The sequence below is a fragment of the Aeromonas sp. QDB68 genome (assembly GCF_027707405.1).
Taxonomy (GTDB): Bacteria; Pseudomonadota; Gammaproteobacteria; order Enterobacterales; family Aeromonadaceae; genus Aeromonas; species Aeromonas caviae.
In genome coordinates, this window is record NZ_JAPCIQ010000018.1 from 13,793 (window position 1) to 36,150 (window position 22,358).

Here is a 22,358-nt window from a genome sequence, read left to right on the forward strand (position 1 = left end):
CGGCCTGCATGATGCAGGCCGTTGTCGTATCCGTGGTGCGGGAATCAGGCGTGGAGGGGGCCGCGGCCAGTGGGGGATGCCGTCGAGCATCGCCGTCAGGGATGAAAGCAAACGGCCTGCTGATGCAGGCCGTTGTCTTACCCGTGAGCCGACAATCAGGCGCCGAGGCGGGCCAGCAACCAGCTGCGAATGTCGCCCAGCTGGGGGCGGTAGATCTCGTGGCGCATGGGGTATTCGTGCCACTCGGGGCTGAGGCCGGCCGCTTCCAGCCGGTTCTTGGCGTCCCAGCCCATGGAGAGGTTCACCACGTCGTCATAGATGCCGTGCATGTAGCAGATGGGCAGGGTGCGGGCCGCCTCGCTCATTTCGCCGGGCAGGGCATCGGGTACCGCCAGATAGGTGGACATGCAGAGCAGGCCTGCCAGTGGCACCGGATGGCGCAGGGCGGTGAAGGAGGCGATGACGCCCCCCTGGGAGAAGCCGGCCAGCACGATGCGCTCGGGGGCGAAACCCTCGGCCACCAACTGTTCGATCAGCGCGGCGATACGGGCCGCTGACTCCCTGACATGGGACTCCACGGCGCGATCCGCCGGATCCTCGAAGCTCTTGATGTCGTACCAGCCGCGCATCCTGTAGCCCATGTTGATGGTGATGGGGCGCTCGGGAGCATCCGGCAGCAGATGGCGGACGGGCAGGTCGGCGGGCAGGGCCAGCGCCTCCACCAGGGGGGCGAGGCCGGCGCCGGAGTCCCCCAGCCCGTGCAGCCAGATCACCGCATGGCGGGCACCTTCGGGATGCAGATCCGTCATGAGAAGACCACGGGCTCGCCGGCCTGGGTGGTGCAGGCCCGGGTCAGCAGGGCCTTGAGCTCGTCGCCGAAGCGGTTGTCGATCCAGCTGTCACCGCGCAGCTCGAAGTGGAAGCCGTTCTCCCGGGTAGCGACCCAGATCTGGTGCAGGGGCTCCTGCTTGTTGATGATGACCTTGGTCTTGTTCTCGAAGCTCAAGGTCAGCACCCCGCCGGCGCGTTCGCAGTCGATATCCGGATACCCCTCGTCGATGGTGTCTTCCACATACTGGAAAAAGGCGTCGGTCAGGGCGTGATACTCGTGATCCTTCATCGGTTTATCCTGTTGCTTTTAACAATGTGAGTGCGATTATAGAGGGCCAAAAATTTTTTCGCAGCGAACCATTATGATTACCCAGTTCACCAAGTGCCTGTTTGCCGCGTCGCTGTCGCTCGGGTTGGCCGCCTGTGGCCTGACGGGGCCGCTCTACATGCCGCCGGCCGAACAGCCCGCACCTGCAGAGCAGACACCGCCCAAGACAGAGAGTACACCGCAAGCCGCCTCGCCTGCGACCGCTACACCGGCCTCAGAGGCCGCGCCGCAATAATCTAGGAAGGAACCGCCCCCTTGGATCACTTTAACTACGACGCAGACGGTCAGCTTCAGGCCGAACAGCTTCCCCTGCAACAGCTTGCCGACCAGTACGGCACTCCGCTCTATGTCTACTCCCGCGCCACCCTGGAACGCCACTGGCATGCCTTCGACCAGGCGGCTGGCGACATTCCCCACCTGATCTGCTACGCGGTCAAGGCCAACTCCAACCTGGCCCTGCTCAATCTGCTGGCACGCCTCGGTTCGGGCTTTGACATCGTCTCCGGCGGCGAGCTGTCCCGGGTGCTGGCGGCGGGCGGTGATCCGGCCAAGGTGGTCTTCTCCGGCGTCGCCAAGAGCGAAGCCGAGATGCGCCTTGCGCTGGAAAAAGAGATCCTCTGCTTCAACCTGGAGTCCGAAGCCGAGCTGGAGCGCCTGAACCGGGTCGCAGGCAGCATGGGCAAGAAGGCGCGGGTCTCGGTGCGGGTCAACCCGGACATCGACGCAGGCACGCACCCCTATATCTCCACCGGCCTCAAGCAGAACAAGTTCGGCATCCCCATCGAACAGGCTCCCGCCATCTACCGCAAGGCGGCGGCCATGGCCCACATCGAGATCAAGGGGGTGGATTGCCATATCGGCTCGCAACTCACTGAATTGAATCCCTTTATGGAGGCGGCGGACAAGCTGCTCAAGCTCATCGACGAGCTGGCGGCGGAAGGCATCCACATCCATCACCTGGACGTGGGCGGCGGTCTGGGGGTCAACTACGGCGCCGAGCAGCCGCCGCACCCCACCGAGTATGCCGAGGCGCTCAAGCAGAAGCTGGCGGGCCGGGATCTGACCCTCTTGTTCGAACCGGGCCGCGCCATCGTCGCCAACGCCGGTGTGCTGCTGACCCGGGTCGAGTTCCTCAAACCCGGCGAGACCCGCAACTTCGCCCTGATCGACGCCGGCATGAACGATCTGCTGCGCCCCTCCCTCTACGGCGCCTGGATGAACATCATCGAGGTGGACAGCCGCGCGACCCACGAGAAGGCACTCTATGACGTGGTGGGCCCGGTGTGCGAGACCGGCGACTTCCTCGGCAAGGAGCGTACCCTGGCGATTGCCGAGGGCTCCCTGCTGGCGGTGCGTTCCGCTGGCGCCTACGGCTTTACCATGTCCTCCAACTACAACACCCGACCCCGTGCGGCCGAGGTGCTGGTGGACGGTGACCAGGCGCACCTCATCCGTGAGCGGGAGCAGTTGGCGGATCTCTGGCGTGGCGAGCACCTGCTGCCGTGATGGATGGATTTTCAGCGTTCCTCCATGTGAGAGCGTGATTAACGGTGAGACAGGAACGCGCGATGTTGATTGAGTTTTCCAAAATGCACGGCCTCGGTAACGACTTCATGGTGGTGGATGGCGTCACCCAGAAGGTGTTCTTCAGCAACGACATCATCAAGAAGCTGGCGGATCGTCACTTCGGTATCGGCTTCGACCAGCTGTTGCTGGTGGAGCCGCCCTATGACCCCGAGCTCGACTTCCATTACCGCATCTTCAATGCCGACGGCAGCGAGGTGGAACAGTGCGGCAACGGGGCCCGTTGCTTCGCCCGTTTCGTGCGTCTCAAGGGGCTGGTCAACCGGGATCGCATCGCGGTCAGTACCGCCCGGGGCCGCATCACCCTGCAGCTGGAAGGGGAGAACCAGGTCACGGTCAACATGGGGGTGCCCCAGTTCGAGCCGGGCAAGATCCCGTTCCGTGCCCAGAAGGCGGAGAAGACGTATCTGCTGCGGGCCCAGGATCACACCGTGATGTGCGGTGCCGTCTCCATGGGCAACCCTCACTGCGTCATCGAGGTGCCCTCGGTGGCCGATGCGCCGGTGGAGACCCTGGGACCCATCATGGAGCGCCACGAGCGCTTCCCCGAGCGGGTCAACGTCGGCTTCATGGAGATGGTCAACGCCAGCGAGATCAAGCTGCGGGTCTTCGAGCGCGGGGTGGGGGAGACCCTGGCCTGCGGGACCGGGGCCTGTGCGGCCGTGGTGATAGGCATCAGCCAGGGCAAGCTCAAGGAGCGGGTCACCGTCACCCTGCCGGGTGGCAAGCTGACCATCGCCTGGAAGGGACCGGGTCAGCCCGTCTACATGACGGGGCCGGCCGAGCACGTCTTTGACGGCCAGATAGAGTTGTAGACAAGGAGCGGGTGATCCCGCTCCATCAACGGATCATATCGGGGCCCTTGGCCCCTTTTTCGGATGGATCAACCAAGTTATGAGCGAACTCAAACGGCAGGAATCACTGGTGGATGAAGCCACAGTGCTGGAGTACCTGGCCCGTTATCCCGAGTTTTTCCTGCGTCACGGGGCCATGCTGGACAAGATCCGCATTCCCCATGCGCAAAAGGGCACCATCTCCCTGGTGGAGCGCCAGCTGGACAGACAGCGGGAGCGCATCGAGCAGCTGGAGCAGGAGATCACCGAACTGATGGGGGTCGCCAGCGAGAACGAGCGGATCTTCCGGGTCTATGCGGATCTCTACGGGGAGATCTACGGCTGCCAGACCCTGTTCGAGCTGAGCGCCGTGATGGGCAAGGCCTTCGTCCAGCGGCTGCGACTCACCGGCCTGCGGCTCTGGCTCAATCCCAGGCATTTCCAGCTGAGCGGCCCCGAGCAGCGTTTCCTGGCGCAGGGCAAACAGCTCGAACAACTGCTGGGGCAGCGCCTGCCCGGCACGGACTACTATTTCGGTCGCCTCAACCAGAGCGAGAAGCAGGCGCTGTTTGGCAATGATGTGCTGGTCAACTCGGTGGCCCTGATGCGGCTCGGGGAGCTCGGCGTGCTGGCCTTCGCGAGCTCGGATCCCAGCCACTTCACCCCCCACAACGACACCCTGCTGCTGGGTCAGCTGGGGCGTCTGCTGCAGCTGCGTCTGCCCGAGCTGGCCCGTGGCTAAGGCAACGACCCGATCCCCTGCCAGGACGCCCCCTGCCGCCGACCCTCTGCCGGTCGCACTGGCGGGGGAGCTGGACGCCTTTATCGAATACCTGAGGGTCGAGCGCCAGCTCAGCCCCCACACCCGCAGCAACTATCAGGCTCATCTGGAATCCATGACCGCCGAGCTGGTGAAGCTCGGGGTCGACGACTGGGCCCGGCTCGAGGCGAGCCAGGTGCGCAGCCTGGTGACCCGGATGCACAAGGGGGGGCTGGCGCCCCGTTCCCTTGCCACCAAGGTGTCGGCCCTGCGCAGCTTCTGCGACTGGCAGGTGCGCCAGGGGCGGCTCACCGCCAACCCGGCGCGTGGCATCGTCACCCCCAAGCAGGGGCGGCCCCTGCCCAAGAACCTGGACGTGGACGAGATGTACCAGCTGCTCAACATCACCGACGAGCAGGATCCGCTGGCGGTGCGGGATCGCGCCATCATGGAGTTGATGTACTCCTCCGGCCTGCGCCTTGCCGAGCTGGTGGGGCTCAACCTCGCGGACGTGAAGCTCGACGAGCGCCAGCTCAGGGTGATCGGCAAGGGCTCGCGGGAGCGGGTGCTGCCCATCGGGCGGATGGCAGTGGAGTGGTTGCACAAGTGGCTCAAGGTACGCCCCCTGCTGGCCGGTGACGAGGGGGAGGCATTGTTCGTCTCCAAGCGCAGGCAGCGGCTCTCGGCCCGCTCTGTACAGGAGCGGCTCGACGGCTGGGGCAACAAGCAGGCGCTCAATGCCCACGTGCATCCCCACAAGCTGCGCCACAGCTTCGCCACCCACATGCTGGAATCCTCCGGCGATCTGCGGGCGGTGCAGGAGCTGCTGGGGCATGCGGATCTCTCCACCACCCAGATCTATACCCACCTCGACTTCCAGCATCTGGCCAAGGTATATGACAGTGCCCACCCGCGGGCGAAGCGGGATCCGGAAACGCCGGAGGATGAGTGATGTGGTGTGCGATCTGCGGGGATGACAATCTCCACGTCGCCCGGGTCAGGCGGGAGCTCGCAACGCCAGAGGATGAGGAGTAAAGAGGAACAGCCATGCAGTTTTACCGTCGCTGGCAGCCGGTGGCCGCCATCTCGTTCGATCTGGACGACACCCTCTATGACAACGGCCCCGCCATCGCGCGGGCGGAACAGTGGATGCTGGACCACCTGCGCAGCGAATACCTGGCTACCGCCATGCTGGACAAGCCGCGCTGGCTCGCGCTCAAGCGCCAGTTGCTGCTGGACCACCCGGCGCTTAGCCACGACGTCAGCCTAGCGCGCCAGCGTGGCATTCGCGAGGCCCTGGTGCAGGGGGGCATGGAGCCCGGGCTGGCGGAGCAGCAGGCACGGGCGGTGTTCACCGGCTTCATGACCGAGCGCTCGAAGATAGAGGTGAGCGAGGCGACTCACGCCCTGCTGGCTCGTCTGGCGGCGCGCTACCCGCTGGCGGTGATCACCAACGGCAACCTGGATCTGGAGCAGGCGGGTCTGGCTGGCTACTTCACCCTGGTCTGCAAGGCGGGAGCGGGAGCCAGAATGAAACCGGCGCCCGACATGTTCGTGCAGGTGCAAGAGGCCCTGGGGCTGACCCCCGGCCGCATCCTCCATGTGGGGGATCACCCGGTGACCGACGTGCTGGGGGCCAGGCTGCACGGCTTTCGGGCCGCCTGGCTCAACGAGAGCGGTCAGTCCTGGCAGTCGTTGTCGCTGCTGCCGGATGTGGAGCTGGGGCAGCTGCAGGATCTGGCCACCCTGCTGCTCTGAGCTGGGGATGAGGGACAGATTCCGTGATCTATATCTGGCAATAACAACAAGGGAGCAAGGGTGTGAAGGGAATGAAGGGTGTCATCTGGCTGGCGATCCCCGTGATGCTGGCGGGATGCGATCTGGTGCAAGACCGTTACCGGATGGAGTTCAGGGACGGATCCTGGCGGGAGATCGCCATCTCCCCGTTTTCCGACGAGGCGCGCTGGCGCGAGGGGTGTGCCACCGGCGAGATCCAGGTGGACATGACCCTACCCCTGAAACGGGGCAAGGTGGTGAATGGTCGGGAGCAACTGCTCATCGGCGGCGAGCTGTTCGAGCTGGAGGATGCCCGTCTCTATCGCGGCAACGGCATGGTGCTCGGGCAGGCCCCGGACCATATCCAGCGGGGTCTCAAGGGGCTGGATGTCTGCCGAACCCTGCGCCCTGATCGCGGGGCCCTGCCCAAGCTCAAGGGCAAGGGATTTGGCGACTAGCCCGTCTGCTGTCTGAGCGGGCAGGAGGCGTCGCCGACTAGCCGACCTGCTGCCTGAACCGGCGGCAGGCGTCGCCAAAGGCGGTGAAGAGCTTGATGGAGTGGGGGTTCTCGCTGGCCTTCCACTCCGGGTGCCACTGCACCGCCAGCAGGAAGGGGGAGAGGGCGGGAGCGTGGATCGCCTCGATCAGCCCGTCTTCGGCATGGGCCAGGGGGGCCAGCCCCTTGGCCAGCGTCTTGATCCCCTGCCCATGGAGGGAGTTGACCGGAATCGACGGCTGTCCCATCAGCTCGGCCAGCCAGGTACCGGGTACCAGCTCGACCTGATGGCTCTCGCCATACTGCTCGTCCACCGGGTCATCCGCATCCTCCCGATGATCGTCATAACCCGGCTCGCAATAGACCTTCTGGTGAATGTCGCCTCCCAGGGCCACGTTGATCTCCTGCATGCCGCGGCAGATCCCGAGGATCGGCAGGCCACGGTCGAGGGCGGCGCGCACCAGGGGAATATCGAACAGATCCCTGTCCCTGTCCTGGGGCTTCTCCGGGGTGAGGTTCTCCTGGCCATAGAGGGCAGGATCGATGTTGGATCCGGCACCGCTCAGATAGACCCCGTCGGCGAGGTCCAGATACTGCTCCAGATCCTCAGTGCCACAGCAGGTGGGCACCAGCAGCGGCACGCAGCCGCTGATCTCCACCAGAGGCTTGATGTATTTGTGGGTCATGACCTGGTAGGCGTGGCCACTGCGGGCCTGGGCCCCCATGGTCATCAGCACGACGGGTTTGTTATGGGAACTGGGGTTGGGCATAGGTCACCTTGGCTATCCTTGGCGGTCTCATCCTGCGCCTTGGGAAGGCCCTTGCCGCCTCGGCTCGCAAGGGCATGCCTCAAGGCATGGTCGTGGGATCAGGGTCGCGCCAGCGTGCCAGAATCGTCGGTCAGCCTTGGCAACGACAGCCTGGATCCTGCCTCCAGTCTGCCAAGGCCGTTCAATATGTCAAACAAAATGATGCAATTATGTTAACCGTTGATGCCGGGATACGGCTCTGAGTCCCATTTAAAGGGGCTTGAGGAGGGATGCCTGGTGCGGCGAGAGATTTGATGGTGGATATATTAAACATCTGGCCGGGCGGCCGGATAGCAGAAGGGGCCCACAGGGCCCCTTGTCGACTCAGGCGTTCAGGATGAAACGCTCGATCACCTGGGCGACCCCGTCTTCATCGTTGCGCCCCGTGGTGTGCTGTGCCAGCGCCTTGATCTCGTCGGTGGCGTTGCCCATGGCGACCCCGAGTCCGGCGTAGGCGATCATGTGGTGATCGTTGCCCGCATCCCCCACCGCGATCACCTGGGAGGCATCCAGCCCCAGGTGCTCGGCCAGGGCGGCGACGCCGGTGCCCTTGTTGCTGCGCTTGTTCATGAACTCGAGGAAGTAGGGGGCGCTGCGCACCACGGTATAGCGCTCGTGGAGTTCGGCGGGCAGCTGGGCGATGGCACGGGAGAGCAGGGGCTCTGGGTCAATCATCATCACCTTCATGATCTGCTCGTCGTCGGGCAGGGTGGCGAAGTCCACCAGGTTGATGGGTTGACCGATGAGGCGGGATTCGTGCTCGGTATAGGGGCTGATCCTTGGGCTGATGAGCCCCTGGCGGACGGAGAAGCCGTGGATGTTCACCCCCAGCTCACAGGCCAGGTGGGCGATGGCACGGGCATCGCTGCCGGTCAGCAACTGGCTGCGGATGATGCGTTGCTCGGACACCTGCTGCACCAGGGCGCCGTTGTAGCAGATGACGTAGTCATCCTGGCCGGTGAGGCCCAGCTCGGTCAGGGCGGCGGTCATGCCTTCCAGCGGGCGGCCGGAGGCCAGCACCACGGTCACGCCCCTGGCGCGGGCTGCCGCGATGGCGGCCTGGGTGCGGGGGGAGATTCGGCCCTCTGGGGTCAGCAGGGTGCCATCCATATCCAATGCGATCAGCTTGTACATCTTCTCACTACCTGAGTCTGGCCGGCCCGCCCGATGGGGCCATGGGGAGGCCGAGTGTAGCGAAAATCGCCGCCGGGATCACGCCGCCTGCCGACGCGGGGGCACGTTGCCCCTCAGCGCTGGCCCTGGTAGGGGGTCAGTTGCAGCTGATCTTCCCGGATGGCGAAGTGGATGGGGCCGTGCTCGATGTCGACCCTGTTGTGGTGGTGGGCCATCTCCACCTCGACGCCGGGGAAGAGGCGCTGGGTGGCGATGATGTCCATGTTGGCCATGAGCGCCTGCAGCTCCCGCTGCGCCTCGGCGAGCTGCTCGTCCAGGCTCTTGCTCTCGTCGAACTGGCGGGTGCGCAGCGCCTTGATCTTCTGCAGGGTCTCGGGATTGCGCTTGTCACGGGGCAGTTGCAGCAGCCGCAGGATGAGATCCTGCAGCTTGTCTATCTGCTCGGCGCAGGTCTGTTTGCGCTGGCGCAGCGCCAGCTCCTGCTCCTTCTGGCTGAAATAGCCACCGAGGATCTGCAACCGGGTCCGGTTGGCCGCCGAGGCTCCGAGCACCGGGGCCATGATGAGCCGATTGGCGATGTTGATGCCGCCGATGAGGTGCCCCTTGCGCATGGCGCTGTCCCCCACCTTGAGATCCTGGCCGCTGCGGCAATAGCAGTGACTGAGCTGGCTCAGGATATGGATGTCGCCATCGGCCTCCAGCCTGGCGTACTGGGCATAGCTGGCGTGGATCTCCCCCCCGGCGTTGAGGTGGCAGAGGTATTCGTCGTCCGCCAGCTTGCGCCCTATGATGCCGTTGCGCACCGTGATGGTGCCGCCGGATTCGATGTAGCCGCCCTCGACGAAGCCGCCGATCACCACGTCACCGCTGGTCTTGACGCGCATGCCGGGCATGACGTCCCCGGTGACCAGCAGGGATCCCTCGAACTCGACGTGACCGTGGCGGATGTCGACCTGCTTGACGTTGAGCACCTCGTCGACCCGCATCCCGGCACGCTCCTGACAGGGGAGCCCCGGGCGGGTCGCCAGCAGCAGGTCCGGGTCCTCGGGGGAGAGGCAGGTGCCCTCACCCGGCGTCATGGCGCTCTCCTTGCCGTGGCGGGCGGTCAGGGTCTGGCCCGTCACGGTGAAGCCGTCGATGCCCTGGGTGGCGGGGTGCCTGCGCATCAGCAACGCCCCTGCCTTGACGGTGAGCAGGGTGCCGAGGTCGCGCATGTCCACCTTGCCGTGATCCCGCTCCTGGGGTTTGAGGATCCGCTCGGCTGCGGTCTCCACCAGCCGCTCCAGGCGGGTATCCAGGCCGTGCCTGGCGGCCTTGCCGAGGGCGATGACGGGATTGAGCTGGGCACCGGGGGCCGCCTCACCCGCTGCCTGGATGGCGGCGGCAAGCAGTCGCTCGCTCACCCCCTGCTTGACCGTGCTGGCCGCCAGGGCCTCCTGCAACCGGGCCAGGGTCAGGGGCTGGCCGCCCCAGTCCGCGGTGATCTGCGCCCTGGCGCTCATCTGGTCCTTGTCCACCTGGATGAGCAGCCTGGCATCCTGGCGCCGGGCAATGGGGACTGGCGGATGCGCGGGGGCATCCGGCTCTGCGATGAGGGCGTTGAGCAGGGTGACGGCTTCGCGGATCCCCTCGCCGAGGGGTTCGTAGCGCCGACAGTTGGAGAGTCGCAGCAGGGCCAGGACGTCGCTTTCCTGGATGGGCTCGGTGAGGCCCGGGGTGATGCGCAGGCAGACATAGCTCATGTCGGCCGACAGCTGAAACCACGCTTTGCTTAACACCGGGCCCTCCTTCGTTGTCCCTGTCCGGTTTGCCCCATGCCGGGGCCTCTCCTTGCCGGCATCCAATGCCGCCGGGGCGGATCCAACGCGCAGTATTCGGGTATTTTTCCTTCCGGGTCAACGATCTGAATGCAAATGGGTGAGCCGGGTTGAGGAAATTTCGGCTGACGGGAGAGGGGCAGAGCCGGCCATGTCATGGGCTCCATTGCAGTTTTTTAGCGCAATATGCTGACGTTTTATGCTTTCGCTATCCAGAGTGTCCATCACGTTGAGGGAGGCGATGCAAATCACCTTGCCAGACAGGAAGAGAAGGATTTTAATCTGCCGCCGCCCCAGGGCGAGGACCCTGGTCGCCACCGATCAGCCCCTTTTTCTGTCCAACCGAACGAGCCCCATGACAGCCCAAGGCCACCTGCTGTTTTCCGTCACCTGCGTCCTGCTTGCCCACAAGGTCGAACTGACTCCGGCCCTGGCCGATGCCAGCCTGTGGCATATCGTTCCCATGGCCCTGGCGAGCGCCCTGCTGCCGGATCTCGATCACCCCCGCTCCCTGCTCGGGCGGCAACTGCCCTGGATCTCGGGGCCGCTCTCCCGGCTGTTCGGCCATCGTGGCTTCACCCACAGCCTGCTGGCGGTGGGGATGGGGGTCTGGGGGCTGGCCCAGGTGGAAGCCCCCTGGTTGCTGTCGGGGGCGGTGAGGGATGCCCTCATCGTGGGCTATCTCAGCCATCTGCTGGGGGACTGGCTCACCCCCATGGGCATTCCCCTGCTCTGGCCCTGGCGTCGGCGCTTTCGCCTGCCCGGCCTGCCCCTCAAGAGCGGCGGGGGTTACGAGAGGGCCTTCTGCCTGCTGACCCTGGCGCTCGCCGGGTACTGGGTCCATGGTGGCGCAGGTTTGGCTCACTTCTAGCCCCGGGCGCCCTCCTGGCCCCTGGCCGTTCGGGTCAGGGTGAGGTAATCGGCGAGCACCGGCAGCCCCAGCAGGTGGCGGCGCAGCATGTCGAGGGCGGCGAAGGCGAGGATCCGGCGACCGCTCGCGGGATCCGGGTGGCTGACCTTGAGCGTCTGGCCGTGCAGTTGCCCGTCGGCGCAGAGCAGCAGCGGCACGCCGTCCGGACCGGCACGGCCTATGGTGAGGCTCAGGGGGGCGGCGGGCACCGCCAGTTGAGTCAGATCGTCGCTCAGGGTGTGGCTGAAGCCGGCGGTCAGGGCCGGGTGCCCGTGACACATGGTCAGCAGGGCGCCCCGGCTCTCCCCTTCCTGCAAGTGCAGCGACCGCTCTCCCAGCAGGGCCAGGATCTGGTTGGCAGGCGCCTCGTTGCCACGCCCCACCAGCCAGGGGGCGATGGCCGCAAGCAGCCTCGCCTCGGCGGCGTCCATGTCGGCGGTGCTGGCACCGTGGCCGATGAGCTTGAGCTCGATGAGGGGCATGGAGGAGCGGTAACCCAGCTCGATGCCGGCAGGCCAGGGGGCCGCATCCAGCATGTCGCTGAGGGCGGACTCCGAGACGCCGAAGGTGTAAAAACGGCGCAGCTCGGTGTCGGTCTCTTCCCCGGCCAGCGCCTTGAGGCGGGGCATGATCTGTTCGCGCACCATCTGCTTGAACTCGAACGGCACGCCCGGGGTGAAGAAGAGCCGGCTCTGGCCGTGGCTGGCCGGGTGGCGGACCACAAAGCCGCAGGCGGTGCCCACCGGGTTGTCGAGGATCTCGCAGTCCCGGGGCAGCCAGGCCTGCTTGGTGTTGCTCCGGGCCATGGTGCGGCCCCGGCTGGCATAGCGTTCGGCCATGGTGGCGAGCCAGTCCGGGAACAGGGTCAGGGGCTGGTCAAACGCCTCGGCTGCGGCCTGGGCGGTGAGGTCGTCCGCCGTGGGGCCGAGCCCCCCGCACACCAGTACCACCTCGGCGCGGTTGGCGCTCTCCTGCAGCACGGCCGTCAGATCCGCGAGGTTGTCCCCCACGGTGGCGCGGCGGCGCACCTGCCAGCCCTGCTCCAGCAAGAGGGCGCTGAGCCAGGCGGCATTGGTGTCCACCACCAGGCCGGTCACTATCTCGTCGCCTGTGCTGATGATCTCGATGCGCATGGGGACTCCTTGGGTGGGGCCAGCCCTCTCAGGGCTTGCCGTGTTCGAAGTAGTAGCTGATCCGGGTGCGGGGGTTGAGGTATTCGAACACCGCCGGGGGCAGGCGTTTGGGCTGGATCACCTTGGCGATGGTCAGCCCGGCCGCGTCGAGGTCGATGATGGCCGCCTCCTGGCGCGGAATGCGGGGGTCGTATACCAGCACGGCGGGGTAGAGCAGGCGGGAGGCGTTGACCGACATCACCAGCCCCACCTGGCCGTTGGAGAGCTGCACCACGCTGCCCGGGGGGTAGACCCCCATCAGCCGGATCAGCATGCCGAGGTGATCGACGTTGAACTGGGACTTGCGCTGCTTGTAGAGGCTGCCGAGGGCCGCGTAGGGCACCTTGGCCTCCAGGTGGCAGAGGTTGTCGTACTCGTTGATGAGGGAGACGATCTGGGTGAGGGGATCGAGCTGATCCCCCTTGAGCCCCTGGGGGCCGGTGCCGTCCAGGTACTCGTGGTGGTTCTGCACTATCTGCTTGGCCGCTTCCGGAAAATCGCTGACCAGCCCCAGCAGTTCCAGGCCGTAGCGGGGATGCTGGGCCATCAGGTTCTGCTCCGGCTTGGTCAGCGGCTCCGTCTTGCGCAGGATCTGGCTCGGGATCCTCAGCTTGCCGATGTCGTGGAACAGGGCCCCCATGCCGACCTGGCGGATTGCCTCGGCCGGCAACTTGCACTCCCGGGCGAGCAGCATGCTCAGCACGCTGACGTTGAGGGAGTGAAACTGCAGGCTGTTGCCATCATCGCTGTCAGAGACCAGGTGCAGCACCATCTCGTCCACCGAGAGGAGCTGCTCCGTCATGGCGTTGATCAGCTCCTGGGCCTCGCTGATGGCGTTGAGGGGGCGGGACTGGATCTTGCCCATGAGGTTGCGCACCTGGGCCAGGGATTGGCGGAACTGTTTCTCGCACTGCTGCAGGTCGCGGCGATAGCGCTGCAACTGCTCGATGCGCCGCAGTTTCTCCTGCTGCATCTCCTCCTGGCGGGCGACGAGACCCTCTCCCTCAACCTCATCTGCCTGGGACTGGGTCTGGCCGAGGGGCTTGGGCGGCGTGTCGCTCTTGTCGGGAATGATGGTCACCAGCTTGAGGCCAAGGCGACGAATAAGCTCGATCTCCTCCTCGCTCTTGAGCTTGAAGCTGGAGAACAGAAACGGGTGCTCACGCCATCCCAAAGGCAGGGAGACATAATTGCCGACTTGCAGCCGTTCTACGGAGATCTTGATTCCTGTCATGGGGTTGGGCACGAGGGACACACTGAGCCGTATGCTAGTCAAAGGGCGGGGTGAATACAAAAGGTATCTGATGACAGCGGGAGCGCTTTATTATAGGCTTCTAGATGTCCAGACATATTTACCGATGCAGTACAGGGAGTCAGCATGCCGATCAAGATCCCGGACCAGTTGCCCGCCGCCGAAGTGCTGGGGCAGGAGAACATCTTCGTGATGACGGAATCCCGGGCCGTCACCCAGAACATCCGCCCGCTGCGGGTGCTCATCCTCAATCTGATGCCCAAGAAGATAGAAACCGAGATCCAGCTGATGCGGATGCTCTCCAACTCGCCCTTGCAGGTGGACGTAGATCTGTTGCGCATCGACGATCGGGAGTCGAAAAACACGCCCCAGGCGCACCTGGAGAACTTCTATCACGACTTCGAGCAGGTGAGAGGCAACAACTACGACGGCATGATCATCACGGGGGCGCCGCTCGGACTGGTGGAGTTCGAGGAGGTGGTCTATTGGCCCCGCATCGTCGAGATCATCGAGTGGTCCCATCAGCATGTCACCTCCACCCTCTTCCTCTGCTGGGCGGTGCAGGCGGCGCTGAAAGCCTTGTACGGCATGGAGAAGCAGACCCACGGCGAGAAGCTCTCCGGGGTCTATCGCCACCACCGCCTCGACGAGCACGAGGCGCTGCTGCGCGGCTTCGATGACGAATTCGTGGCGCCCCACTCCCGCTATGCGGCCTTCGACGGGGATCTCATCCGCGCTCACACCGATCTGCAGATCTTCGCCGAGTCGGAAGAGGCGGGCGTCTATCTGGCCGCCACCAAGGATTGTCGCCAGGTGTTCGTCACCGGCCACCCGGAATATGACGCCCTGACCCTGGATGGGGAATACCGGCGGGATCTGGCGGCCGGGCTCACCCCCGTCATTCCGGTCAACTATTACCCGAACAACGATCCAAGCCAGACCCCGCGCGCCACCTGGCGAAGCCACGGTCACCTGCTGTTTTCCAACTGGCTCAACTATTACGTCTACCAGTTGACCAGCTACAAGGTGGAAGACATCGGCAAGGTGTTTACCTACCAGCAGCCCAAGGGATAGAGCCCATCAGTCCGCCCCGGCCAGCCGCCGCCCACGGGTATCGAGCCAGTGACGGTGGCAGGCCAGGGTGAAGGCCCGTGGCCGTCTGGCCCGGATGAGGGTCATGGCCTCCTGCTGGGGCAGCCCCTGGGTCATCAGCACCAGGGCGGCCGCCAGCCCGGTACGCCCGCTTCCGCCGTGGCAGTGAATGGCAAGGTGCCGTCCCTCGCGCAGCAGGGCGAGCAGTCGGGGTTGCACCCCGGGCCAGGCCTGTTCGAAGGCGGCATCCGGTGCCTCGTCATCCGCAATGGGCAGATGGAACCAGCTCATGCCTCTGGCCTGCACCAGCTGCCCGAGAGAGAGGGGCCCGCACAGGGCCAGCTCCTCCTCCGTCATCAGGGTCAGCACCCCGCCGGCACCGGCCAGCTGCAACTGGGCAAGGGCGTGGACCATGGGGACTTGCTGGCTGCCGGGGCAGGGGGTGAGCAGGAGCTGGCCGTCGAGCCGTGGAACGTCCAGGCTCCAGAAGGGATGGGCACTGAGCATGGGGTTCCTCGTGGTGGTCGGGATCAACGGGATCGGCATCCCGCGGGTGCGGCACAGCATAGAGGGGCCGGAGGCGATGTCAATCTGCGTTGTGTTCGGCCCGGTTTACGGGCAGAGTCTAAAAAAATCGAGCGATGCAAGGAGTAAAGATGAGAAACCTGGATCAACTGGACTTGGACATCCTGGCCCATCTGTTTCGCGATGCGGGCATGACCAACAAGGATTTGGCTGCCCTGGTCGGGGTGGCGCCGTCCACCTGCCTGGAGCGGGTGCGCAAGCTGCAGCAGGATGGCGTGCTCAAGGGGGCGCACTGCGAGGTGGATTACCAGGCCCTGGGCGGTCACATCCAGGCCATGGTCTCCTTGCAACTGGCCCGTCACAGCCGCCAGATCATCGATGCGTTTCGCGACGCCATCCTGGCCCTGCCCGAGGTGATCAGCCTGTTCCACATGGGCGGCAAGGATGATTTCCTGGTGCACCTGTGCGTCTCCGATACCGAACACCTGCGCAATTTCGTCTTCGATCACTTCACCTCCCGGGAAGAAGTGGTGCACCTCGAGACCTCCCTGGTGTTCGAGCACAGGTTCAGCCGCTCGCTCCCCTGCTTCCCCCACCCCTGATGGGGTGAGCCGCAAGAAAAAACCGCCCGAGGGCGGTTTTTTTGTGGGCGGTTCCTCAGTTGAGAGCCAGCCGGCTGTCCTGCGCCGTCCGGTAGAGCCCCTGCTGATAGGCTAGGCTGCCCCACAGGACCAGCCCCAGGGCGGCATCCTTCATGGTGTCCGGCTGCGGCGCCGGGGTGAGCGTTTCGGTCGCATCCTCGTAGATGAAGCCTTCCGGCGCCCGCTCGGGCTGCAGGATCACCACATCCTTGCCACGCATCAGGGCGAAGTTCTTGTCGTACTGCATGATGGCGCGTCCCGGCCAGTCGGCGGGCATGCGGGTGAGATCCTTGCCCAGCATGGGGTAGTCGGCACTTATGCCCATGAGGGAGAGCAGGGTCGGGGCCATGTCGATCTGGCTGACGATGCGGGGATCCTTTCTGGGTGTTATGCCGTCCCCCAGGATGACCCCCGGGATGTGGAAGCGGGGGATGGGCACCAGGCTGGCTCCCCCGACCCGGCTGTCGTGATCGGCGATGACCAGGAACAGGGTGTCCTTCCAGTAGTCCGATGCCCTGGCCTTCTTGAAGAACTCGCCGACGGCGTAGTCCGCGTACTTGGCGGCGTTGTTGCGGGTCTGCTTGGGCTGCTCGTACAGGGCGATGCGGTTGTCGGGGAACTCGAAGGGATCGTGGTTGCTGGAGCTGAACACCAGGCTGAAGAAGGGTTTGCCCTCCTTGTGCAGCGCCGCGAAGGTCTCGTTGGCCTTGGCCATCAGATCTTCATCCGAGGCGCCCCAGGATCCCTCGAACACTGGGTTCTTGAAGTCCTTCTGCTCCACGATGGTGGTGAAGCCGTTGCCGAGGAAGAAGCTGCGCATGTTGTCGAAGTGGCTCTCGCCGCCATAGATGAAGCTGGTGTCATAGCCTCGCTGCTTGAGCAGGTCGGCGATGGTGAAGAAGTTGGTCTGGCTCTTGCCGAGCTTGACCACGGCCTGGGCCGGGGTCGGCGTGAAGCCGGTGAGCACCGCCTCGATGCCGCGTACCGAACGGGTACCGGTGGCGTAGAGCTGCTCGAACGCCCAACCCTCTTTCGACAAGGCATCGATGTTCGGGGTGAGCGGCAGGCCGCCGAGGGAGCCGACGAACTGGGCCCCCAGGCTCTCTTGCAGCAGGATCACCAGGTTTTTGGGCTTGCCCTGGTAGCTGGCCGTGTTGAAAGTCTGGCTCGGCAGATCGGCAGAGGTGAAATCGCCGAGAGGACGACCGCTCTCCTCGCGGACTATGTCGAGTACCTGATGGTCAGCCATCTTGCCGTAAAACTGGCTGGCGTCCTCCTCGGCCCCCATCTGCTTGATGGCAAAGAAGAGGGAGTAGGCGGAGTTGACGGTGAGGGCGTTGACCAGGGGATCGTCGGCAAAGGCCACCATGGCCGGATTCAGGGCGCGATGGCCGAGACTGGAGCGGGCGCCGAGGAAGCCGACGGCGAGGATCAGCAGGGCGAAGGCGGGGCGCCAGTACCAGCGGGGGAAGCTTAGGTCACGCACCAGGCGGCCGCTCAGCCACCAGCCACCGCCCAGCACGGCGCCGCTGAAGATCACGGCCAGCAGCAGCTCGCCCTTGCGGCCAGCCCACAGCATGGAGAGCACCTCCTTCGGATAGATGAGGTACTCCACATAGAGGCGGTTGGGGCGCACCCCGTATTCGGTGACGAAGGCGGGAGTGGAGATCTCGAGAAAGAGCATCAGCCAGAGTCCCAGGGTGAGCCAGATCCGGATAAGCTGCATCCAGAGCCGCCCGGGCGCGTGGGGCCCGGCCAGCAACTGGGTCAAGACGGCGGGTACGCCCCAGACCCAGCAGAGGGTGGCAACGTCGACCCGAATGCCTTGCAGCAGCATCTCCTGCCAGCCAGAGACGGCATCCACCCGTTCCAGTTGCCAGAGCCCCAGGCCAAGGCGGCTGACAGTCAGGGAGATGAGCGCGATCAATGAAAAGACGGCGATGGGCCAAACCGGTCCCAGCCATTGTCTGATGGTGGTCATATTGTTCCTGCAAACCTGTTTGCGCCCAGTCCCCGGACGCATTGTTGTTATGGTGCAGGAGTATGACAGTGGCGCCTGGCAAAGGTTGCATGGGGGTGAGGTATAAATGGAGAAACTGGCACGTTTTATGATTTTTTGTGACGGGATGCAGGGTTTGAAGAGAGCATAAAACGCTGGGGAAACTGTGATCCTGCTGGCACATCGAGACAAGGGTCGTGCCTATAATGGCGCCGGATTTCTCAATCGGAGCCGAAGGGATGCCGGTCTTCATCGATGTGGAATATATGCAGGGCTGGTCTCTGTTCGTGGTGCTCTCCGACGGCACCACAGGCGTGCTGGATCTCACCCCCTGGCGCGGCCAGCCGCTGTTTGCGGCCATGGAGACCGAGCGTCGCTTCGCCCGTGTCTTCATCGATGATCGCCATCAACTGGCGTGGCCCTCGGGCTTCACCCTGGCGGCCCACGAGGTCTACCACCTGATCCTGCCCATCGACGAGCGGGCCGCCTTCCCCGATCGCAACATGCATCGCTTCTGACATGCTAACTCGTTGAGTCAGGTAACGTTTTCAGTCACAGACCCGCGTCGGTCAGGTCGTTATCATGACCCCAGTGCGGCGCTTTGGGCGCCCATCCACCACAGCGGGAACATAACAATGAAACAAGGAACGTTGCGTCGTGGCGGCCTCATCGGGGCCACCCTGTTACTGACGGCTTGCGGCAGCGGGGGAGGCGGTGGCAGCAGTGACCCCCAGCCTCCGGTGGTCAATCCACCCCCCGCGTCGGCCAGCCGCGCCTGCTACGGCAATGATCAGCCAGCCTGCAACCTGCGCACCTACCAGGTGATGGTGGAGTCGTTCGTCGACGGCGACGGCAGCGCCAACTACGGCGTCGGTTACGGCCCCTCCCGGCACAACGGCGATCTGCAGGGGATCATCGACAGCCTCGACCACATCAAGAGCCTCAACGTCAACGCCATCTGGCTCACGCCGGTGTTTGACTCCTGCGCCGGCCAGGCCGGGGACGACCGGCTGGATGCCACCGGCTACTTCGCCTGCGACTTCTTCAACGTGGATCCCAACTTCGGCAGCAACGCCCAGCTCAAGCAACTGGTGGACGGGGCGCACCAGCGCGGGCTTTATGTCTTCCTCGACGGGGTGTTCGGCCACGTCAACAAGGTGGGGGTGAGCAAGCCTTCACCAGAGGGGCGGCTGCCTGCCCTCAAGAGCGGCGGCGCAGGCTACCCGGGCCAACTGGTGGATTACGGCCAGACCGAGAGTCTGGCCTACTTCAAGGAGGTGGCCCGTTACTGGGTCGAGCAGTACGGCATCGACGGCTGGCGCCTCGATCAGGCTTATCAGTTGGGGCTGGATGACTGGCGTGCCATTCGCAGCGAAGTGGAGCGGGCCAGCGCGGCGCGCAAGACCGCCGGCCAGCAGTGGGGCACCCTCGGCTACATGGTGGGGGAAGTGTGGAAGGGCGCCGACGAGATCCGCACCCAGGCCTATGGCCCGAGCGACAACCCGGCGCTCTCTTCGGCGTTCGACTTCCCCCTGCGCTACGGTCTGGTACAGGCGCTGGCGGTGGAAGAGTCCGGCAAGGGCGGGCAGGGGGCCAGCGTGCTCGACGCCAGCTGGAACAAGGTGGAGAACTACCCGGACCACGCCATGCCCAACCTGATGCTGGGCAACCACGATCTGGTGCGCTTCGGCGATCTGCTGGAGCGGGGCAACTTCAATGGGGCGGACTACTGGCAGCGCCACAAGGCGGCCTTCAGCTTCATGGCCGCCCGCTCCGGTCCCATTACCTTCTACTATGGCGAGGAGTTTGGCGACGAGGTGCCTGGCTTTGCCAGTCAGGTGGGGGGCGACTGTGCGGCCCAGGGGCTCTGCGATGATCACGTGGCCCGCAGCGATGGCAAGGTTCCCGGTGTCACCGGCTTCGTGCCGAGCAGCGAGCAGGCCGAGCTCAAGCAGTGGCTGAGCGATCTGCTGGCCTTGCGCGCCGGGCACCCGGCCCTCTATCAGGGGGAGCGGGTCAAGCTGGTGGCCGAGGGGAGCGTCTATGGCGACATCAAGCAGACGGCGGGTGAGCAAGTAGTCTACCTGCTCAACGTCTCCACCACGCCCCAGAGCTACGCCGTGCCGGTCGGCAAGCTGCGCAGCGGCAGCGCCCTGGTGGATCTGCAGAGCGGCGAAAACCTGGCCATCGGTGGCAGCAGCGTGACGGTGGACTTGCCGCCCCTCACCGGCCGCTTCCTGCTGGTGCGCTGAGGGAGGCAGGCAACAAAAAGGGCTCCAGCATGGAGCCCTTTTTCATGGTGGCGGCTTACTTCTCGATGCCGCTGCCAAGGTCGTCCCGGCGGGAAGAGACCGAGGGCTCGGCCCCGTGGCGCCAGTGTTCCAGCCGGTTGTGCACCCCGCGGCGCAGGCTCTTGAAGCTGGCTTCCAGATAGTCCACCCCCACCAGGATGGAGAGGGTGACGACGGTGAGCAGCAGCGCCTGATGCAGCATGTCCATGCCGATGAGGGCGCCGAGGGCGGCCAGCATCCAGATGGCGGCGGCGGAGGTCACCCCCAGCACCTGACCATCCCGGGTCATCATGACCCCGGCCCCGAGAAAGCCGACCCCGGTGATGAGCTGACCCAGCACCCGCGCCTGATCGGCGCCCTGAGGACTGACGGCGGCGCCGATGGCGAGAAAACAGTAGGTGCCGAGCACGATGAGGGAAGAGGTGCGGATCCCCACCGGTTTGCCGCGAAGCTGCCGCTCCAGCCCCACCAGGGTGCCACACACCAGACAGACCAGGATGTTCTCCCAGCCAAGGGGCGCGATGTCCCACCACTGCATTGTCATCATATCCACCTCTGTTCGCGATGCTTGTTATCCTGTCGCGCTCTGCCCCCGGTTCTCCAGCCGCTGGCGGAAGGCCCGGGCGAGGCGCTCGTAGAGGTCCTTTGCCTCCCTGTCTTCAATATCGCCACGTATCCAGGGGTTGTCGATGATTTCCAGCAACACGCAGCCCTGACCCTGCTGGCGCAGATCCACCCCGAACAGGCCGTTGCCGAGCTGGTGCACGGCGCGGCGGGCGGTTTGCAGCACCCGCTCCGGCACGTCGCTGAGGGGCAGCGCCTCGATGCGGCTCATGTCGAGGGGGTGTTTGCGGCGACGGATGCGGTTGCCGGGTTCGGGTCGGTAGCGGCGGCAGGCGAACAGCGGCGAGCCGTCGAGAAAGCCGATGCGCCAGTCGAACTCGGCAGGGATCCGGCTCTGGACCAGCAGCAGGGCGGAGCGGGCCAGCCCCTCGTCCAGCAGGCGGGCGAGCTGGATGTCATCGCTGGCCATGGCGAGGTCGCGCCCCTGGGCGCCGTCGGGGATCTTCACCATCAGTGGCAGACCGAGGCGCTGCACCAGTTCGTCCACATGCTGGCGGCCGCGGCGGGTCACGACGGTGGTGGGGGGCATGGGCACGCCGCTGCGCACCATCAGCTCGTAGAGATAGAGCTTGTTGCTGCAGGCGAGGATGGCACGGGAGCTGTCGATGACCGGCATCTTGAGCTGCTCGGCACGGCGGGCAAATTCGAAGGTGTAGTGGCCGACCGCGGTCTCGGCGCGCAGCCAGAGGGTGTCGAACTCCGGCAACCGCTCAATGGCCGAGGGAGGCAGGATCTCGGCCTGGATCCCCTGGGCAGCGGCCGCCTTGATGAAACGCTCCAGCGCCAGGGCATCGCTGCTGGCGCGGCCGTCGTTGGGGTCGACCAGGATGGCGAGCTGGTAGCGTGGCGCCGTCTGCTCCTCGTCCCCCGTGCCCACCAGCGCCTGGGCGTGCTGCACCATCAGCGCCTTCTCGCTCGGGCTCAGTGCCAGCGGTGACAGGCTCTCCTGCTGACGCACCGACCAGCCGTGGCGACCGCGCTTGAGGGTCAGCTCCTGCAGCGGCAACTGGCTCAGGCCGTAGTAATAGCGGGCGAGCCCCGCCAGCTCGCTCTGTTCGCACTGGCCGAAGATGGCGCGCACCCGGATCCTGTCTTCGCTCTGCTGGGCCAGCCAGCCCTGCAATTTGCGCCACAGCTTGGCGGGAGGCTGCTGGGGTTGCAGCCGGCTGATGGCCTGCAATCCCGGCAGGCAGTGGTGGCCGCGGGCCTGGGCCAGCAGGGAGCAGTAATAACCGGCCCCCAGGTGTTCCAGGCTGCGGCAGAGGTTGATGATGCGCGGACGCCCCCCTGTGGTGGGCAGACCGTGTTGCAGGTAGGTGCGGGCGGTCAGCAGATAGTCGGCATGGCAGGGCCAGTCGCCCGGCTCCTCGACGATGACATAGGTACTCATATTTTCAGGCTCCACAGAAAGGACTGCCAGAAACGGCAGGATCCCCAGTGGGCTTCGATGCACCGACAAGCACGACAATGGCGCGAGGGGAAAC

At 65.2% G+C, this 22,358-nt stretch carries 23 protein-coding genes; 12 read left to right on the plus strand and 11 right to left on the minus strand.

The features are described from left to right. Positions 1–155 precede the first annotated feature (155 nt). Together PG892_RS08040 and cyaY are read right to left on the minus strand one after the other, a co-directional pair. Positions 156–809 (minus strand): alpha/beta hydrolase, encoded by a 654-nt coding sequence (locus PG892_RS08040; RefSeq protein ID WP_270825309.1) that lies wholly within the window; start codon positions 807–809, stop codon positions 156–158. Then, on the minus strand, positions 806–1,120 hold the full coding sequence (gene cyaY, locus PG892_RS08045; protein ID WP_010672698.1) for an iron donor protein CyaY: 315 nt from the start codon (positions 1,118–1,120) through the stop codon (positions 806–808). The genes PG892_RS08040 and cyaY overlap by 4 nt, the downstream gene beginning before the upstream one ends. 73 nt (positions 1,121–1,193) lie before the next feature. Between cyaY and lptM the strand changes: the two genes are divergently transcribed. The 7 genes from lptM (at position 1,194) to PG892_RS08080 (ending at position 6,570) form a co-directional block, all read left to right on the plus strand. Further along, positions 1,194–1,394, plus strand: a complete 201-nt coding sequence (gene lptM / locus PG892_RS08050) for an LPS translocon maturation chaperone LptM (RefSeq protein ID WP_082180910.1) — start codon at positions 1,194–1,196, stop codon at positions 1,392–1,394. A 20-nt stretch (positions 1,395–1,414) separates the two neighbouring features. Continuing rightward, complete coding sequence (gene lysA, locus PG892_RS08055; protein WP_039039806.1) at positions 1,415–2,665, plus strand: diaminopimelate decarboxylase; 1,251 nt, start codon at positions 1,415–1,417, stop codon at positions 2,663–2,665. A 62-nt stretch (positions 2,666–2,727) separates the two neighbouring features. Continuing rightward, positions 2,728–3,558, plus strand: a complete 831-nt coding sequence (gene dapF / locus PG892_RS08060) for a diaminopimelate epimerase (RefSeq protein WP_029313578.1) — start codon at positions 2,728–2,730, stop codon at positions 3,556–3,558. Positions 3,559–3,637: 79 nt separating this feature from the next. Further along, entirely contained in the window at positions 3,638–4,318 is a 681-nt protein-coding gene (locus PG892_RS08065) for a DUF484 family protein (RefSeq protein WP_010672702.1), read from the plus strand. Further along, the gene (gene xerC / locus PG892_RS08070) at positions 4,311–5,288 is read left to right on the plus strand and encodes a tyrosine recombinase XerC (RefSeq protein ID WP_270825310.1); all 978 of its coding nucleotides are present in this window, start codon (positions 4,311–4,313) and stop codon (positions 5,286–5,288) included. Before PG892_RS08065 ends, xerC begins: the two co-directional genes overlap by 8 nt. A 95-nt stretch (positions 5,289–5,383) precedes the next feature. Continuing rightward, complete coding sequence (locus tag PG892_RS08075; RefSeq protein ID WP_069652018.1) at positions 5,384–6,094, plus strand: HAD-IA family hydrolase; 711 nt, start codon at positions 5,384–5,386, stop codon at positions 6,092–6,094. A gap of 71 nt (positions 6,095–6,165) precedes the next feature. Beyond that, a complete protein-coding gene (locus PG892_RS08080) occupies positions 6,166–6,570 on the plus strand; it encodes a hypothetical protein (protein WP_010672705.1) in 405 nt (134 codons plus the stop codon). A 37-nt stretch (positions 6,571–6,607) separates the two neighbouring features. Here the strand turns inward: PG892_RS08080 and PG892_RS08085 are convergent, their stop codons facing one another. The 3 genes from PG892_RS08085 to PG892_RS08095 form a co-directional block, all read right to left on the minus strand. Next, positions 6,608–7,378: a gamma-glutamyl-gamma-aminobutyrate hydrolase family protein gene (locus tag PG892_RS08085; protein WP_043154048.1), complete on the minus strand. Its 771-nt coding sequence runs from the start codon at positions 7,376–7,378 to the stop codon at positions 6,608–6,610. 363 nt (positions 7,379–7,741) lie between these two features. Continuing rightward, positions 7,742–8,551: a sugar-phosphatase gene (yidA, locus tag PG892_RS08090; protein WP_041214347.1), complete on the minus strand. Its 810-nt coding sequence runs from the start codon at positions 8,549–8,551 to the stop codon at positions 7,742–7,744. Positions 8,552–8,664: 113 nt separating this feature from the next. Further along, a complete protein-coding gene (locus PG892_RS08095) occupies positions 8,665–10,329 on the minus strand; it encodes a DUF342 domain-containing protein (protein ID WP_323580637.1) in 1,665 nt (554 codons plus the stop codon). 394 nt (positions 10,330–10,723) lie between these two features. On the opposite strand from PG892_RS08095, the gene PG892_RS08100 reads away from it, so the two are divergent. After that, positions 10,724–11,239 carry a metal-dependent hydrolase gene (locus PG892_RS08100; protein ID WP_270825312.1) on the plus strand — a complete coding sequence of 172 codons (516 nt, stop codon included), beginning with the start codon at positions 10,724–10,726 and terminating at the stop codon, positions 11,237–11,239. On the opposite strand, the gene PG892_RS08105 is transcribed toward PG892_RS08100, so the two are convergent. Both PG892_RS08105 and PG892_RS08110 read right to left on the minus strand, forming a co-directional pair. Continuing rightward, positions 11,236–12,411, minus strand: a complete 1,176-nt coding sequence (locus PG892_RS08105) for a competence/damage-inducible protein A (protein WP_270825313.1) — start codon at positions 12,409–12,411, stop codon at positions 11,236–11,238. The two genes, PG892_RS08100 and PG892_RS08105, sit on opposite strands and share 4 nt — an antisense overlap. A 28-nt stretch (positions 12,412–12,439) precedes the next feature. Continuing rightward, positions 12,440–13,684 (minus strand): HD-GYP domain-containing protein, encoded by a 1,245-nt coding sequence (locus PG892_RS08110; RefSeq protein ID WP_223915372.1) that lies wholly within the window; start codon positions 13,682–13,684, stop codon positions 12,440–12,442. Between the two features lie 144 nt (positions 13,685–13,828). Here PG892_RS08110 and metA point away from each other — a divergent pair, with 144 nt between their 5' ends. Next, the gene (gene metA / locus PG892_RS08115; RefSeq protein WP_010672713.1) at positions 13,829–14,776 is read left to right on the plus strand and encodes a homoserine O-acetyltransferase MetA; all 948 of its coding nucleotides are present in this window, start codon (positions 13,829–13,831) and stop codon (positions 14,774–14,776) included. Between the two features lie 6 nt (positions 14,777–14,782). On the opposite strand, the gene PG892_RS08120 is transcribed toward metA, so the two are convergent. Beyond that, positions 14,783–15,301 carry a phosphatase domain-containing protein gene (locus tag PG892_RS08120; protein ID WP_223915369.1) on the minus strand — a complete coding sequence of 173 codons (519 nt, stop codon included), beginning with the start codon at positions 15,299–15,301 and terminating at the stop codon, positions 14,783–14,785. A 149-nt stretch (positions 15,302–15,450) separates the two neighbouring features. Between PG892_RS08120 and PG892_RS08125 the strand changes: the two genes are divergently transcribed. Then, positions 15,451–15,921: an Lrp/AsnC family transcriptional regulator gene (locus tag PG892_RS08125; RefSeq protein WP_010672715.1), complete on the plus strand. Its 471-nt coding sequence runs from the start codon at positions 15,451–15,453 to the stop codon at positions 15,919–15,921. Between the two features lie 55 nt (positions 15,922–15,976). Here PG892_RS08125 and PG892_RS08130 read toward each other — a convergent pair whose 3' ends face one another. Continuing rightward, positions 15,977–17,941, minus strand: coding sequence for an LTA synthase family protein (locus tag PG892_RS08130; RefSeq protein WP_223915366.1), 1,965 nt, complete (start codon positions 17,939–17,941; stop codon positions 15,977–15,979). 257 nt (positions 17,942–18,198) lie between these two features. Here PG892_RS08130 and PG892_RS08135 point away from each other — a divergent pair, with 257 nt between their 5' ends. Next, positions 18,199–18,477 carry a DUF2442 domain-containing protein gene (locus PG892_RS08135; RefSeq protein ID WP_039039795.1) on the plus strand — a complete coding sequence of 93 codons (279 nt, stop codon included), beginning with the start codon at positions 18,199–18,201 and terminating at the stop codon, positions 18,475–18,477. Between the two features lie 117 nt (positions 18,478–18,594). Continuing rightward, positions 18,595–20,211 (plus strand): alpha-amylase family protein, encoded by a 1,617-nt coding sequence (locus tag PG892_RS08140; RefSeq protein ID WP_223915363.1) that lies wholly within the window; start codon positions 18,595–18,597, stop codon positions 20,209–20,211. 55 nt (positions 20,212–20,266) lie between these two features. Here PG892_RS08140 and PG892_RS08145 read toward each other — a convergent pair whose 3' ends face one another. Both PG892_RS08145 and PG892_RS08150 read right to left on the minus strand, forming a co-directional pair. Next, on the minus strand, positions 20,267–20,797 hold the full coding sequence (locus tag PG892_RS08145; RefSeq protein WP_039039793.1) for an MgtC/SapB family protein: 531 nt from the start codon (positions 20,795–20,797) through the stop codon (positions 20,267–20,269). A 24-nt stretch (positions 20,798–20,821) separates the two neighbouring features. After that, positions 20,822–22,264 carry a RimK family alpha-L-glutamate ligase gene (locus tag PG892_RS08150; RefSeq protein ID WP_010672720.1) on the minus strand — a complete coding sequence of 481 codons (1,443 nt, stop codon included), beginning with the start codon at positions 22,262–22,264 and terminating at the stop codon, positions 20,822–20,824. Between the last annotated feature and the right edge of the window lie 94 nt (positions 22,265–22,358).

Coding starts and splice junctions, on each gene's coding strand:
- PG892_RS08040 (WP_270825309.1), bottom strand. CDS start 809: ATGACGGATCTGCATCCCGAAGGTGCCCGCCATGCGGTGATCTGGCTG.
- cyaY (WP_010672698.1), bottom strand. CDS start 1,120: ATGAAGGATCACGAGTATCACGCCCTGACCGACGCCTTTTTCCAGTAT.
- lptM (WP_082180910.1), top strand. CDS start 1,194: ATGATTACCCAGTTCACCAAGTGCCTGTTTGCCGCGTCGCTGTCGCTC.
- dapF (WP_029313578.1), top strand. CDS start 2,728: ATGTTGATTGAGTTTTCCAAAATGCACGGCCTCGGTAACGACTTCATG.
- PG892_RS08065 (WP_010672702.1), top strand. CDS start 3,638: ATGAGCGAACTCAAACGGCAGGAATCACTGGTGGATGAAGCCACAGTG.
- PG892_RS08075 (WP_069652018.1), top strand. CDS start 5,384: ATGCAGTTTTACCGTCGCTGGCAGCCGGTGGCCGCCATCTCGTTCGAT.
- PG892_RS08080 (WP_010672705.1), top strand. CDS start 6,166: ATGAAGGGTGTCATCTGGCTGGCGATCCCCGTGATGCTGGCGGGATGC.
- PG892_RS08085 (WP_043154048.1), bottom strand. CDS start 7,378: ATGCCCAACCCCAGTTCCCATAACAAACCCGTCGTGCTGATGACCATG.
- yidA (WP_041214347.1), bottom strand. CDS start 8,551: ATGTACAAGCTGATCGCATTGGATATGGATGGCACCCTGCTGACCCCA.
- PG892_RS08100 (WP_270825312.1), top strand. CDS start 10,724: ATGACAGCCCAAGGCCACCTGCTGTTTTCCGTCACCTGCGTCCTGCTT.
- PG892_RS08105 (WP_270825313.1), bottom strand. CDS start 12,411: ATGCGCATCGAGATCATCAGCACAGGCGACGAGATAGTGACCGGCCTG.
- PG892_RS08110 (WP_223915372.1), bottom strand. CDS start 13,684: ATGACAGGAATCAAGATCTCCGTAGAACGGCTGCAAGTCGGCAATTAT.
- metA (WP_010672713.1), top strand. CDS start 13,829: ATGCCGATCAAGATCCCGGACCAGTTGCCCGCCGCCGAAGTGCTGGGG.
- PG892_RS08120 (WP_223915369.1), bottom strand. CDS start 15,301: ATGCTCAGTGCCCATCCCTTCTGGAGCCTGGACGTTCCACGGCTCGAC.
- PG892_RS08125 (WP_010672715.1), top strand. CDS start 15,451: ATGAGAAACCTGGATCAACTGGACTTGGACATCCTGGCCCATCTGTTT.
- PG892_RS08130 (WP_223915366.1), bottom strand. CDS start 17,941: ATGACCACCATCAGACAATGGCTGGGACCGGTTTGGCCCATCGCCGTC.
- PG892_RS08135 (WP_039039795.1), top strand. CDS start 18,199: ATGCCGGTCTTCATCGATGTGGAATATATGCAGGGCTGGTCTCTGTTC.
- PG892_RS08140 (WP_223915363.1), top strand. CDS start 18,595: ATGAAACAAGGAACGTTGCGTCGTGGCGGCCTCATCGGGGCCACCCTG.
- PG892_RS08145 (WP_039039793.1), bottom strand. CDS start 20,797: ATGATGACAATGCAGTGGTGGGACATCGCGCCCCTTGGCTGGGAGAAC.
- PG892_RS08150 (WP_010672720.1), bottom strand. CDS start 22,264: ATGAGTACCTATGTCATCGTCGAGGAGCCGGGCGACTGGCCCTGCCAT.